The organism is Cypionkella sp. TWP1-2-1b2 (assembly GCF_049896245.1).
Classification (GTDB): Bacteria; Pseudomonadota; Alphaproteobacteria; order Rhodobacterales; family Rhodobacteraceae; genus Cypionkella.
Genome location: NZ_JAFCTX010000005.1, coordinates 42,789 through 55,908, shown reverse-complemented (window position 1 = coordinate 55,908; position 13,120 = coordinate 42,789). Strand labels below are relative to the sequence as shown.

Here is a 13,120-nt window from a genome sequence, read left to right as displayed (position 1 = left end):
CATCTGGATGGTCTGTCCGCGCAGGTCATCCGACACGCAGCCCCACAGGCGGCTTTCCGCTATGTGCGGCGCAGGCGTAGGCTATCGGGTGCCCATGCTGGATTTTTGATACCGAAACTGTGGTATTTTATCCGCTGATGCCTATGTTTTTCCAAAGGCAGGCCGTGGCCGCGTGAACCGGAGTTTGAAAACGATGTCGAAGCTAAGTACCCTTGCTGCGATACGTTTTGGTTATGGCCTGCCGCAACCCAAAGGCGCTCCCGAATCCGCTGAAGCCATGCTTGCGATGCTCGCCGGGCCTGACGACGCGATGGGCAGCTTGCCGATCCGCAAGTCCGCAGATTTGATCCCAAATCTGCAAGAACTGCGCCAGATTCAACAGGCCGATAAGAAATCCACCCTCAAAAACCCCAAACGCGACGCGTTGCTGCAAGATTTCAGCGACGCCGCACAAGACGCCACCGTTGTGACCTTTGCCCGCGCCGTGGACAATGCCGATGGCTTTCGCGAACGGCTGATCACGTTTTGGGCCGACCATTTCTCGGTCACCGCCAAGCGCCAACTCGAAGCGCTTTTTCCGTTTAGCTTGGTGGATGAAGCCATCCGCCCGCATCTTACGGGCAATTTCGCCGACATGCTGACGGCCGCCACGCTGCACCCGGCCATGCTCAGCTATCTGGATCAATCCAGTTCGGTCGGGCCGAATTCGCACTTTGGCAAAAACCAGAACAAAGGCCTGAACGAAAACCTCGCCCGTGAGGTGATCGAGTTGCACAGCATGGGCGTTGGCGCGAACTACAGCCAGACCGATGTCACTGAAATGGCGAAAATTCTTGCTGGCCTGACGATGAATGCCAATCTGCTGATGACGTTTCAACCGCGCCGGGCGGAACCGGGACCGCGCGAACTATTGGGCAAAACCTACGACGCGGCGGGAATGGTCAACATCCGTGCCGCCCTGCGCGATCTGGCGCTGCAGCCCGCCACCGGCCAGCATCTCGCGCGCAAACTGACGGTGCATTTCGTCTCCGATACCCCCGATGCCGATCTCGTCAAAGCGATTGCCTCGGCCTACAATAGCTCGGGTGGCGATCTGATGGCAACGTACACCGTCCTGCTCAATCACCCCGCAGCCTGGGTAGAAACCACCGAAAAAGCCCGCCAACCCTTTGATTTCATGATCGCCTCTCTGCGCGCCTTGGGCGTTACCGGTGAACGACTTCAGCAAATGCCCTTCAAGCAATTTCGCGGCCAGGTCTTGGGCCCGATGGCAGGCATGGGTCAACAATTCAAACGCCCCACAGGCCCAAATGGCTTTGACGAGGCCGCCGAGGAATGGATCACGCCGCAGGGCCTGGCCCGCCGGATCACTTGGGCGATGCGAGTGCCAATGCGGCTGGTCGAACTTTTGCCCGATCCCGTCGCCTTTGCGCAATCCTGCCTTGCCGACCGCGCCAGCGAGCCGCTGCTCTGGGGGGCCGCCCGCGCCGAAGACATCACGCAAGGTGTCGGGCTGGTGCTGGCCTCCGCCGAATTCAACCGCAGATGAGGGCCGCCATGACAGCTTCGATGGACAGACGGAATTTTCTGCGCGGGCTTGGTGGCGTGCTGGGCTGCTCTGTCGCCGCGCATCCGCTGATGACGACAGTGACGATGGCGGGTGCCAATGGCGGGAAACTGCTGGGCGATCATCGGCTGATCGTGATCATCCTGCGTGGAGCGATGGACGGGCTGGATGTGGTGCAGCCGCAAGGTGACGCCGATTACGCCGCGCTGCGCCCCACGCTTTTGAACCCGCAAGCCACTGACCTTGATGGATTTTTCCGCCTGCATCCGGCGTTTGGCGATTTGATGCCACTTTGGGGTGCGGGCCAGTTGGGCTTTGTCCACGCCACCTCAACCCCCTACCGCGACAAGCGCAGCCATTTTGTCGGCCAAGACATCCTTGAGGCAGGCACCGGCATGGATGTGCCGCTCAATCAGGTCAAGGACGGCTGGTTGAACCGTCTGTTGCAGACCCAAAAAGGCCTGACCTCGGAAACCGCCTATTCCATCGGCCAGATCGCGATGCCACTGCTGGAGGGCACCGCCGAGGTGCGCAACTGGTCGCCGGAAACCACGCTACTGCTGACGCCGCAAGCCCGCCTGCTATTTGACCGCGTGTACGAATCCGATCCGTTGTTCCACGCCGCCTCGCAAGAAGCGATGGAACTGGCGGATGCGGGCAATGGCGACATGGAAATGATGGCGGCAGAGCCGTCGCAAATGGCGGGCCTGAAGGTACAGGATATCGAGCAACTGGTGGATTATGCCGCCGGAAAGCTGCGCCAAGACGCCCGCATCGCCGCGTTTTCGATGAGCGGGTGGGATACCCACCGCGGTCAGGCGGGCGGACTTTCCAAATCGCTCGCCCGTTTGCAATACGCGATCCTACGGCTGCAAACCGGCTTGGGAGAGAAAGTCTGGGGCAAAACCGTGCTGCTGGCGATGACCGAATTTGGCCGCACCGCACGCGAAAATGGCACGACCGGCACCGATCACGGCACCGGCGGGGTGATGGTGATGGCGGGTGGCGCGCTGAACGGCGGCAAGGTCTATGGCGATTGGCCGGGGCTGTCCGAGGCCAATCTGTACGAGCGCCGCGATCTGATGCCCACCTCGGATGTGCGGGCTTGGGCGGCGCATACGATCCAAGGTCTGTATGGCATTGACCAGTCCGTACTGGAAAACGCTGTGTTTCCGGGCTTGAAAATGGGCAAAGATCCCCGGATCTTACTGTAATCAAACGCCAGACATCACCACCATGGCGCGATTGTCCGCAAAATCCGCATCGCCGCGCCGCGCCAAGCCGTGATCGCGACCATACACAACGTCACCACAACGGCGGTGATCACCCCCCATTCCGCAAAAACCGCTCCCGATTCGTCGCGTAGAAATCGTTGTTTTGCGGACATGGGCGGACCGTTCTCTCAACTGCTTGGTCACGGGTTTGCACCCTGATTAGGCCGAAACCATGCTGCTGATCAGCCAAACCCATGGTGATTGCCGGGCTGCACCGCGTCACACAGCCTCGGGCTTGGCGGCAAAAGCTGCTGCCCTGTTGGCAACCGTCAACCGCGTATCAATCAAACCGCGCAACTGATCCAGATCGCCGCTATTCGGCACTCCCGCAGCACTTGCCGCCCGCGCCAAGGCGCCGTCATGGGCGTGATGCGCCACGCCCAACAGAAACCCAGCCAGATAGCGCCGCCCCGCCGCATCCGGCTCTGTCGAAAGCGCTGCCGCCGCACGCGCAAGATCATCCTGCAACGCCAAAGGATCGGGATGTATCGCCGAGTCTTCAACCAAAGTCGGCGCAAGTCCGGGCAGAAACCGCCGCAAAACTGTGCAAAACGCCGCGAAACTTTCCAAAGGCTTATCAAGAAACCCCTCTGCCCCCGCAGCCAAAGCAGCACCCCGCCCGTCTGGATTGCCCGAAGTGCCAAGCACCGCCAGTGGCCGCTGCCGCGCCATGGCCAACTCGCGGATCAACCCCTCGCCCCGGCCATCCGGCAAGCCGAGGTCAACAATCACCACATCAGGCCGATACACCCGCAAATGCGCCCGCGCGCGCGCCAATATATCCGCCCGACGCAACCGCGCCCCCGCCCGCTGGCTCATCAACCGCAGCGCTTCGCAGGCGTAGCGGCTGTCCTCGACCGCCAGAATGGTGACGCCCTGCAACGGCAACTCCGCCCCCTCCCTAAGGTTGGGCAAGGCAAAACCGGGTGGCAGCGGTGGGTCATGGGGCATCTGGCTGGGCATGGCGGACCTGCGGCTAAAGCGATGCCGCCATTCATCCACGGTTTTGGTTCATAAATCGTAAACACCGCCGCCGCTGCGGCAACTTAAAACAAAGCAGTATCAACCCAAGCCTGCGACAGCAGCCCCCCTTGCCGGAACCCCCCGCTGCAGCCATAAGGCCAGTATCAGCTTGCAAGGAGCCTTGCCGATGATTGGCCGCCTGAACCATGTAGCAATAGCCGTGCCGGATTTGACCGCGGCGGCAGATCAATACCGCAACACCTTGGGCGCGAAAGTCGGACCGCCGCAAGATGAGCCCAACCACGGCGTCACGGTGATCTTCATTGAGTTGCCCAACACCAAGATCGAACTGCTGTACCCTTTGGGCGACAACAGCCCGATCAAGGCTTTTCTACAGAAAAACCCCGCAGGCGGCATCCATCATATTTGCTACGAGGTGGATGATATTCTGGCCGCAAGGGACCATCTTCAGGCCAGTGGCGCGCGCGTGCTGGGGTCGGGAGAGCCGAAAATCGGCGCGCATGGCAAGCCGGTGTTGTTCCTGCATCCCAAGGATTTCAACGGCTGTTTGGTGGAATTGGAGCAAACATGACAATCACCGCCGCATTGGTGCTGTTTTCGGTCACTTGGTTCATGGTGTTTTTCTGCGTGCTGCCTTTGCGCTTCAAAAGCCAGGCGCAGGCGGGTGAGGTTGAACCCGGCACGCCACGCTCGGCCCCCTCCGAAGCCATGATCAAACCGAAAGCCAAACTGACCACGCTGATCACGATTGTGATCTTCGTCGTGCTGTATCTGCTGATCACCTCGGGCCGCTGGGGCATCGCTGATCTGGATGTGTTCGGGCTGTGGGCCAACCGTTACTGACGGCTCAAGCGATGGAACATATGGGTGAAGGTGGCGACGCCTAGTACCGGAATTGCAAGGTTGATCAGCGGGATAGACAAAGGTGCCGCCATCAGCACCCCTGCCGCCCAAATCCGCAAATTATAGGCTTTGCGCATCGCGCGCGCACCATCCCGCCCCAAACGCCGGGTGGCAACCAACGTGAAATACTCCCGCCCCAACAGATAACCATTCATCCCCCAGAACAACAGCGGGCTGAACGGCCCGACAAACGGGTAAAGCAGCAGCGCCCCAGTGTTCAACGCCAGCAGCAGACCAATGAAATTGGCCGTATCAATCAGCGTATCGCCAAAGCTTGGCCGCGCCACCGACGGCAGCCCCGGATAATGCTGATCCTCCACTGCCTGCGCCACATCCTCCAGAAACAGCCCCGAGAAGGCCGAGGCGACCGGAATCATCAGGAACACCGACAGCACGATCATCAACAGAATTGATCCGCCACTCAGCAGAGTGTGCAATCCCTGAACCGGGCCAACAAACGGAATGTCGATGCTACCGGGCGTGAAGGTCTCGATCAGCCACAACAGCGCCGCATAGGCCCCGGTCAGCAGCGCCGCCGCAAGCGCCACGCCCAGCAGCATCACCCGCAGAAACCGGCCATCGCCAAGCTGACCCAACGCCTTGGCGAAATCACTGAAAATCATGCTCTGACCCTCTTGGCGCTCGCGCCGCCATCCCTCATGCCCATGTGATCAGCTTCGACAAATCGGGGCGCGGGCGGTCCGAAATCGGAGTCACAACCGTGCCGATATGCACGATGCCCGCAACCGTCTCGTCCCCCTCACAACCAAAGGCTTGCTGCGCGAACACCGGGTCATGCGAGGGCCAGCCCGACAGCCAATTCGCGCCCCAGCCCTTCGCCAAAGCCGCGTTGAGCACACCAAGGCACAACGCCCCTGCCGACAATATCTGCTCGGACAGCGGGATTTTGTCGCTGGCTTTCGGTGAGGAAATCACCGCCACCGCTAACTGCCCCAGATCAAACTGCCCGCGGCCCTTGGCGATTTTTTCCGCGTCCGCCCCGATTGCCCGCGCCCGCGCCTCGGCCAGATCGGCCAATCGCAGCATGGCCGCGCGGTCCAGCACCACCAACCGCCACGGCTCCAGCTTGCCATGATCGGGCACGCGGCTGGCTGCTGTCAAAATCTCCAGCAGTTCGGCCCGCGCGGGCACCGGGCCTTTGAACAACTTGGCCGGGTGCGATTGCCGGGTTTGCAAGAAAGCGAAGGCGTCTTGGGTCAAAGCGGAAGTGTCTTGGGACATAGCGAGCTCCTTTGCGCCAGAGGTGGCGATATGTGTGGCCCGCGTCAAGTCAGGTTTGGCGGTAGAATGAGGCCGCACAAGAAGTCATACGAAACACTTGGACTAAGGCTGCTTCGGCTCAATCCGGTAACTGCCCTCGGGCAGATCCAGAGCCGCCGCAAGGTCACGCAACTGCCCGATGGAAAACGTGATCGCGACCACTTCGTCGGTCATTTGATCCATCTGCCGCAGCACCACACATTCGGCGAAGGCATCAATAGTGATGTCTTCTTGCAACGGGCTGTCCGGCTCGCCCTCGTCCACCAATGTGATCACGGTGGCGTCGAATTCATGCTCGATGGTGAACATCGCAAGGCTCCTGTGCCGGATCAAATCACCGCCAGATGAGCCCGCATTGCGGTCAGGGTCAAGCATCCGGGCCACGTTCAAGCGAAAGTGCAGCCGGATCGGGCCCAGATGGGGCTATGAAACCGCAACGGGTTTGATATGGGCTGTCGTCAGGGCAGTGGTGAAGGCGAACGTGATGCAGCGGCAAGCAGGATGGGTTTTGGCGGCGGCGCTGCTGGCGGGCTGCGTGCAGCCGGGGATGCCCACGATCAGCCAAACCGACAGCGCCGCACAGGTGCTGACGCAACCCTCGCAAACCGGCGGTGTGCTGGCGTCGCGGGCGGCGGCGGTGAATTTTCTGACCGTGGTGCAGCGGGTGGAACCTGTCGCCGAGGCCTACTGCCGCGCCGAGCATATGGCGCATCGCTGCGATTTTCAGATCGTGATCGACGACCGCCCCGGCCAGCCCGCCAACGCTTTTCAAACCGTCGACAAGGCGGGCCGCCCGATCATCGCGTTCTCGCTGGCTTTGATCGCCGACGCCCGCAACGCCGATGAGATCGCTTTTGTGTTGGGCCACGAGGCCGGGCATCACATTCTGGGTCACATCCCCAAGCAGGAACAAACCGCGCTGTCCGGCGCGATGATGGCGGGGATTGTGGCCGCCGCTTCCGGGGCCGGGCAGGACGAGGTTCAGCAGGCGCAAACGCTGGGGGCTGGCCTCGCGACGCGGCAGTTCTCGAAGGAATACGAGCTGCAGGCCGACGCCATCGGGGCAGAGATTGCGTTTCATGCCGGCTATGATCCGGTCAAAGGCGCGGGCTTTTTTGATCGGCTGCCCGATCCCGGCGATCAGTTTCTGGGCACCCATCCGGGCAATCGGCAGCGCAAGGCTTTGGTGGCCGCTGTGGTCGCCAAACTGCGCGGCGCTTAAGCTGTACACGCGTGGCGCATGATCCCCGTCACGCAATATCAAGAACTTAACAGGTATCCGTTCAGATTTGATGAACCCACATCAAACGCCTATGTCAACCGCCGCCCTACCCAGATCACGCTGACCGCTGCACCGAGCGCCCTCCCCGTAGGTTTCGGGCGAAGTCCTGTAAACCCGAGATAAAGCCAAAGCGCGCAACGCGCTCCGCTGCTTTGCCGTCGGGGGTCACTTTGGAAGCCGTGAAGTCAAGGTCATGTGATATATTGGGAACCGAATTGGGCTTGGTTCGTTGAACAAAGCCGCATTTCTATCTTTGCGGATGCGACCCATGGGCAATCTCGACCGCGCGTCTGTCCCAAAAGCTGGGACGATTGATGTGCCAAAGCCATGCTTTTCACTGCAAAAGGGTATGACCATGTGGACGGCCATTTTGAATCGGATGTTGGCGCAGTTGATCCGGCACGGCACGCTGATCCTGCATTTTCCAGACGGCACCATCCAACGCCATGGCAACGGCAGCGCACCTGCGGTCACGGTGCGGGTGATAGACCCCGCCCTTGTCGGCCGCATGGCGCGCAACCCTGATCTGGCTTTGGGCGAGGCCTATGTGGATGGCAGCCTGACGATTGATCAAGATAATCTGCACGGCCTTTTGGCCCTCGTCGTGGCCAACACAAAGGGCAGCGGAGCCCTGGTCTGGTGGCGGAGGATGCAGGACGCGGCGCGGGTGATGCTGCGCGGGTCGGCGCAATTCAACAACGCCAAACGATCCGCCGCCAATATCGAACACCACTATGACCTTTCGGGCGCGCTGTATGATTTGTTTCTGGATGCCGACAGACAATATTCTTGCGGCTATTTCATCCATCCTGATGACACGCTGGAACAGGCGCAGCAGCAGAAAAAGGCGCATATTGCCGCAAAGCTGTGCCTGCAACCCGGCATGAGTGTGTTGGACATCGGCTCGGGCTGGGGCGGCATGGCTTTGACGCTGGCGAAAGAACACGGCGCAACCGTGCTGGGCGTGACGCTGTCGCAAGAGCAGTACAAACGCTCAGTAGAGCGCGCAGCCGAGGCCGGTCTGTCTGACCGCGTGTGGTTTCAGCTGATGGACTATCGCCACCTGACCGGCAAATTCGACCGCATCGTCTCGGTTGGCATGTTTGAGCATGTCGGTGTGCCGCATTACCCGGAATATTTTGCGCAAGTGAAAAACCTGCTTGCCCCGGATGGCATCGCCCTGATCCATACGATTGGACGTGCCGCCCCGCCGAGTGCGACAAATCCGTGGATCACAAAATACATCTTCCCCGGCGGCTATGTGCCTGCGCTTTCCGAAATGTCGGCGGCAATGGAGAAATCCGGGCTGTGGCCGACGGATATCGAGGTTTGGCGGCTGCATTACGCCATGACCTTGGCGCATTGGCTGCAACGCTTTGACGCCAATATTGATAAAATCCGCGCGCTTTATGATCAGCGGTTCTGCCGGATGTGGCGGTATTATCTGATCGCGTCCGAGATGACCTTCCGGGAAGGCCGGCAATGCGTGTTCCAGATGCAGCTTGCCAACCGACAGGACGCGGTGCCCCTGACGCGCGATTACATCACCGAGGCGTCACGCCCCGATCTTATTCACCATGACCTAGGGCACAAAGACCGCTGGGATCAGGCCGCGCAGTGAGTTGCCTACCCAGAGCCGAACATCCGCAAGATCGGTAGCCAGCAACACCGCTTCACGCACGGCCCCCGCCGCCAACATCTCGGCGCGCAGCACCCCCGGCAGCAGTCCACAACTGAGGGGCGGCGTGCAAAGCCCCGCGCCCTGATCGAAAAATACGGTTGTAATAGAGCCGTCGCAGACCTCGCCGCGCTGATTTCGGAAAACCACCTCATCCAGCCCATCGGGCAGGCTGGCCCGCGCCGCATCGTAAGCCGCGCGGTTTGTCGTTTTCACCGTAAGCCAAGGATCGTGCGAGGTCAGCCGTTCTGTGGCCAGCCCAACCCGCCACTCCGGCTTCCCCGCTGGGAGAGAATATGTCTCAACCCCCAATGCACCCCCTACATCTAGCGTCAGCCGCAGCCGCGCGGCCCCCGCAGGCAGCCGCGCCCGCAAGGCGGCCTCCACCGCCACCAGATCACAGCCCCAGCCCAAAGCCTGCGCCGAAGCGGCCAGCCGCGCCAGATGCAGCGGCAGCCGCACCAGCCGCTGCCCATCCCAACACAGCGTCTCGATCAGCTTCAGGCCGGGCGCACCAGCCCCTGCAGATAACGCGCTTTCCACAAAGCCTCCTCCCATTCGCCATCGGGCGTGCTGTCTTGCACCACGCCGCCGCCGACGTTCAACTCGATCACGCCATCCGCAAACACCGACAACGTGCGGATCGCGACGTTGAACGACGACGCGCCATCCGGGGCCATCCAGCCAATCGCGCCGCAATAGACGCCGCGCGGGAACGGCTCGACCTCGTGGATGATCTGCATCGCGCGGATTTTCGGCGCGCCGGTGATGGAGCCGCAGGGGAACAGGGCTGGCATCAGCGCGGTCATGCTGGGGGCCTCGATCAGTTGCCCGACCACGCGGCTGACCATCTGATGCACCGTTGCGTAATGTTCCACCGCAAACAGTTCCGGCACCTTGACCGAGCCTATCTGCGCCACCCGGCTGATATCGTTGCGCAAGAGGTCAACGATCATCAGGTTTTCGGCCTGATCCTTGGCCGATCCGCGCAAAGCCTCGGCCAGTTCGGCATCGCGCACCGGATCGGCATCGCGGGGTGCTGTGCCCTTCATCGGCCGCGCCTCAATCCGCCCCGCTGCCGTGGTGCGCAAGAACAGCTCGGGGCTGCGCGACACCAGCACCGGACCGCCAAATCCCTCTGGCCCAAAATCGACAAACGCACCATGCCCCACCGCCTGCCGCGCCCGAAGCGCACCATAAAGCCCAAGGGCCGAGCCTTGCAGCAGCTTTGTGCGCAGAGGAAAGGTCAGGTTGATCTGATAGCAATCGCCCGCCGCGATATAGCCCATCACGCGATCCATCGCCAAACCATAGTCAGCTCGGCTGATCGCAGGTTGCAGTGCCGCCACCGCCACGCCGCGCGCCTGCGATGCCGCCTCTGCCAGCGCCTGCGCCGGATCGGAAGGCCCCGCGAACACCCCGAACACCAGCAAGGGCCGCGCCGCATCCGGCGCTGGCATCAGCCCCGCCAGCTTCGGCTCTAACGCATAGCCCGCCTCATAGCCGATATAGCCCGCCACCCACTTGCCCTGCGCCCGCGCCGCATCCAGACGCGCCAAAGCCGGGGCCATATCCGGCGCATTCTGCGCCAGGATCAGCGCCTCTGCGCCGTCAAACAGCGCATAATCCCCGCCCGGTCCGTCTTCGATCAGGATCACGCCCGCGCCCCTTTTTGCCCTGCCTTACCACCTAGGTCAGTGCCCCGCGCAAATCCACCCCAGTGCCGCACGTCTTTTGCACATTTGCGACGCGAAAATGTCCGTCGCTGACTCTGGCTTTCGCTGATTTCTGAAAATATCTATTCAGTGCTTGCCAGACTGTAAAATCCGCGCTTCCCTACGCTTAGGGACGGCAAAACGCCGCACCTCGCACAATAATAACGATCCATCAACGGTTCGGAGGGAAATGCAATGGCAGCCGACGACTATTCGGACAATCACAAAAGTGAGGATGTAAAAATCCTGCACGGCATGGGCTATGCCCAAGAGCTTTCGCGCTCGATGTCGAAATTCTCTAACTTCGCGATCTCGTTTTCGATCATCTGCATCTTGTCGGGCGGGATCAACTCGTTCGCGCAAGCGATCAGTTCGGTCGGCGGTGCTGGCGCTGGCATCGGCTGGATCGTAGGGTGCATCCTGTCGGGCATGTTTGCCCTTGCAATGGCGCAGATCGCAAGCGCCTTCCCGACGGCGGGCGGGCTGTATCACTGGGCCTCAATCCTCGGTGGCCGATTCTGGGGCTGGCTGACGGCTTGGCTGAACCTTTTGGGCCTGATCACGGTCTTAGGCGCGATCAACATCGGCACCGCCTATTTCTTCGCGGGCACCTTCGGGTCGATGTTCGGCTTTACCGGCACTGACGGTCAAGTCGTGGCTTTCGTCGCCGCGATCACGATCATTCAGGCGTTGTTCAACCACCTTGGCATCAAAGTCACCACGATGCTGACCGATGTGTCGGGCTATATCATCTTCGCGACCACCGCCGTGCTGGTGCTGGCCTGCCTGTTCTATGCGCCCGCCATCGACATCTCGCGGTTGTGGACATTTACCAACTATTCGGGCGAAGCGGGCGGCAATGTGTTTCCGGCATCGGACAATATGGGCTATCTGTTCCTGCTCTGCCTGTTGCTGCCGGTCTATACCATCACCGGCTATGACGCCTCGGCCCATACGTCGGAAGAAACCAAAAACGCCGCGCAATCGGTGCCAGAGGGCATCATCAAGGCGGTGTTCTGGTCGTCGCTGATCGGCTGGATCATGATCTGCGCCATCACTCTGGCGATCCCGGATCTTGGCGTCGCGGCTGGTCAAGGCTGGACGATGTTCTACGCCACGATGGATGCGATCCTGCCGTCTGGCCTGAAAAACATCCTGTATCTGGGGATTTTGATCACCCAGCTGCTCTGCGGTCTGGCGACGGTGACTTCGGCCAGCCGGATGCTGTTTGCGTTCTCGCGTGATGATGGCATGCCAATCGGTTCCAAGGCGCTGGCATCGGTTTCGCCGAAATACCGCACCCCGGTCAACGCGATCTGGACGGCCACCGTGCTGTGCATCCTCTACGTGATCCTCGCCATGTCGATCAAAATCGCAGGCACTTCGATCTATGTCATCGTGGTGAACTCAACACTGGTGTTCTTGTTCCTGTCGTTCACCGTGCCGCTGGTGGCGGGTTTGTTCGCCTATGGCACCGCCAAATGGCCAAATCCCGGCCCTTGGGCGATGTCTGCGGGCGTCTACAAACTGGTCACGGTTCTGGCCGTGGTCGGCATGGGCGTGATCTTGTTCATCGCCGTCGCGCCACCGAACGAGCGCGTGCTTTGGGTGGTGCTTGGCTTTATCGCGCTGGCGCTGGTGCTGTGGTTTACGGTTGAAAACCGCCGCTTTGAAGGCCCGCCGACAGGCGAGCGTATCGCCGCCCGCCGCGCCGTAATCGCTGCCGCCGAAAAGGCCGTAGGCGAAAAGGGCTAACCTTACCAGATCGCAAAGGCCGGGGGGAAACCCCCGGCCTTTCGCCTACCAAATCCGCCGCAACCCCGGCACTGCATCAAACGCAGGATCAGCCGAGACGAAATCCATCTCACCGACCAAAGCTGTCGCCGCCAATATCCGATCAAACGGATCGCGATGCGACCAATCAAGCAGGCCAGCACGAGAGGCAATAGCAGGGCTCATTTCGGCAAACACAAAGCCCTGCCGCCGCACCACTTGCTCTAGGCCTACCGCATAGGCAGTCATTTCGGGCCATTTGCCCAAGCGAACCTTCTGCGCAACCTCATACAGGCTGATCGGGCTCACCGCGATAAAGGCAGCATTTCCCATCGCCGTCATCGCATACAGGGACAAATTCGGGTTAGTCGTCAAAGCCCATGCCCAACTGTGCGTGTCCAGAAGGACGCCTGCCACCTATTCCCACTCCCGCAACTCTTCTTCGCTCATAGGCTCCAGAAAATCCGGCACAGGCATGCCGATGAATTCGGGCAGACCAAACTTGAACTTCACTTTCGCCTGCGGAAGTGGCTCTATTCGCACCGCAGGCTTGCCATCACGCGCAATAATCACTTCCTCGCCGCGCAGCGCGGCCTCGATCAACTTGGAAAGCTGCGTTTTCGCCTCGTGAACGTTGACTTGCATCGGAACCTCCGCTTTTGC

16 protein-coding genes are annotated in these 13,120 nt (G+C 60.9%); 7 read left to right on the top strand and 9 right to left on the bottom strand.

Translation table 11 applies throughout. The features are described from left to right. The first annotated feature begins 193 nt into the window (after nucleotides 1-193). Both ACP7AP_RS04355 and ACP7AP_RS04350 read left to right on the top strand, forming a co-directional pair. Entirely contained in the window at nucleotides 194-1,549 is a 1,356-nt protein-coding gene (locus ACP7AP_RS04355; protein ID WP_426032601.1) for a DUF1800 domain-containing protein, read from the top strand. Nucleotides 1,550-1,557: 8 nt separating this feature from the next. Further along, nucleotides 1,558-2,781: a DUF1501 domain-containing protein gene (locus tag ACP7AP_RS04350; RefSeq protein ID WP_426032599.1), complete on the top strand. Its 1,224-nt coding sequence runs from the start codon at nucleotides 1,558-1,560 to the stop codon at nucleotides 2,779-2,781. 14 nt (nucleotides 2,782-2,795) lie between these two features. Here the strand turns inward: ACP7AP_RS04350 and ACP7AP_RS04345 are convergent, their stop codons facing one another. Together ACP7AP_RS04345 and ACP7AP_RS04340 are read right to left on the bottom strand one after the other, a co-directional pair. Beyond that, complete coding sequence (locus ACP7AP_RS04345; protein WP_426032597.1) at nucleotides 2,796-2,954, bottom strand: Flp family type IVb pilin; 159 nt, start codon at nucleotides 2,952-2,954, stop codon at nucleotides 2,796-2,798. Nucleotides 2,955-3,060: 106 nt separating this feature from the next. After that, entirely contained in the window at nucleotides 3,061-3,792 is a 732-nt protein-coding gene (locus tag ACP7AP_RS04340; RefSeq protein WP_426032865.1) for a response regulator, read from the bottom strand. Nucleotides 3,793-3,991: 199 nt separating this feature from the next. Between ACP7AP_RS04340 and mce the strand changes: the two genes are divergently transcribed. Continuing rightward, nucleotides 3,992-4,396, top strand: a complete 405-nt coding sequence (gene mce / locus ACP7AP_RS04335; RefSeq protein WP_426032595.1) for a methylmalonyl-CoA epimerase — start codon at nucleotides 3,992-3,994, stop codon at nucleotides 4,394-4,396. Continuing rightward, on the top strand, nucleotides 4,393-4,668 hold the full coding sequence (locus tag ACP7AP_RS04330; protein ID WP_426032594.1) for a DUF1467 family protein: 276 nt from the start codon (nucleotides 4,393-4,395) through the stop codon (nucleotides 4,666-4,668). Before mce ends, ACP7AP_RS04330 begins: the two co-directional genes overlap by 4 nt. Here the strand turns inward: ACP7AP_RS04330 and ACP7AP_RS04325 are convergent. The 3 genes from ACP7AP_RS04325 to ACP7AP_RS04315 all read right to left on the bottom strand — a co-directional run bounded on the left by ACP7AP_RS04325 (nucleotide 4,662) and on the right by ACP7AP_RS04315 (nucleotide 6,318). Beyond that, the gene (locus ACP7AP_RS04325) at nucleotides 4,662-5,348 is read right to left on the bottom strand and encodes an EI24 domain-containing protein (protein WP_426032863.1); all 687 of its coding nucleotides are present in this window, start codon (nucleotides 5,346-5,348) and stop codon (nucleotides 4,662-4,664) included. The genes ACP7AP_RS04330 and ACP7AP_RS04325 overlap by 7 nt on opposite strands. A 37-nt stretch (nucleotides 5,349-5,385) precedes the next feature. Continuing rightward, complete coding sequence (locus ACP7AP_RS04320) at nucleotides 5,386-5,970, bottom strand: nitroreductase family protein (RefSeq protein ID WP_426032592.1); 585 nt, start codon at nucleotides 5,968-5,970, stop codon at nucleotides 5,386-5,388. A gap of 102 nt (nucleotides 5,971-6,072) precedes the next feature. Next, nucleotides 6,073-6,318, bottom strand: coding sequence for a hypothetical protein (locus ACP7AP_RS04315; RefSeq protein ID WP_426032590.1), 246 nt, complete (start codon nucleotides 6,316-6,318; stop codon nucleotides 6,073-6,075). A gap of 175 nt (nucleotides 6,319-6,493) precedes the next feature. Between ACP7AP_RS04315 and ACP7AP_RS04310 the strand changes: the two genes are divergently transcribed. Beyond that, the gene (locus ACP7AP_RS04310) at nucleotides 6,494-7,231 is read left to right on the top strand and encodes a M48 family metalloprotease (protein WP_426032588.1); all 738 of its coding nucleotides are present in this window, start codon (nucleotides 6,494-6,496) and stop codon (nucleotides 7,229-7,231) included. A gap of 415 nt (nucleotides 7,232-7,646) precedes the next feature. Further along, complete coding sequence (locus ACP7AP_RS04305) at nucleotides 7,647-8,912, top strand: class I SAM-dependent methyltransferase (protein ID WP_426032586.1); 1,266 nt, start codon at nucleotides 7,647-7,649, stop codon at nucleotides 8,910-8,912. Here ACP7AP_RS04305 and ACP7AP_RS04300 read toward each other — a convergent pair. Beyond that, nucleotides 8,874-9,512 carry an aminotransferase class IV family protein gene (locus tag ACP7AP_RS04300; RefSeq protein WP_426032584.1) on the bottom strand — a complete coding sequence of 213 codons (639 nt, stop codon included), beginning with the start codon at nucleotides 9,510-9,512 and terminating at the stop codon, nucleotides 8,874-8,876. The genes ACP7AP_RS04305 and ACP7AP_RS04300 overlap by 39 nt on opposite strands. Then, entirely contained in the window at nucleotides 9,470-10,627 is a 1,158-nt protein-coding gene (locus ACP7AP_RS04295; protein WP_426032582.1) for an aminodeoxychorismate synthase component I, read from the bottom strand. The genes ACP7AP_RS04300 and ACP7AP_RS04295 overlap by 43 nt, the downstream gene beginning before the upstream one ends. Before the next feature lie 252 nt (nucleotides 10,628-10,879). Here ACP7AP_RS04295 and ACP7AP_RS04290 point away from each other — a divergent pair, with 252 nt between their 5' ends. Continuing rightward, nucleotides 10,880-12,439: an amino acid permease gene (locus tag ACP7AP_RS04290; protein WP_426032580.1), complete on the top strand. Its 1,560-nt coding sequence runs from the start codon at nucleotides 10,880-10,882 to the stop codon at nucleotides 12,437-12,439. A gap of 45 nt (nucleotides 12,440-12,484) precedes the next feature. Here the strand turns inward: ACP7AP_RS04290 and ACP7AP_RS04285 are convergent, their stop codons facing one another. Both ACP7AP_RS04285 and ACP7AP_RS04280 read right to left on the bottom strand, forming a co-directional pair. Next, nucleotides 12,485-12,874 carry a type II toxin-antitoxin system VapC family toxin gene (locus ACP7AP_RS04285; RefSeq protein ID WP_426032578.1) on the bottom strand — a complete coding sequence of 130 codons (390 nt, stop codon included), beginning with the start codon at nucleotides 12,872-12,874 and terminating at the stop codon, nucleotides 12,485-12,487. Beyond that, entirely contained in the window at nucleotides 12,875-13,102 is a 228-nt protein-coding gene (locus ACP7AP_RS04280) for a type II toxin-antitoxin system Phd/YefM family antitoxin (RefSeq protein WP_426032576.1), read from the bottom strand. It lies immediately after the preceding gene. Nucleotides 13,103-13,120: the final 18 nt, after the last annotated feature.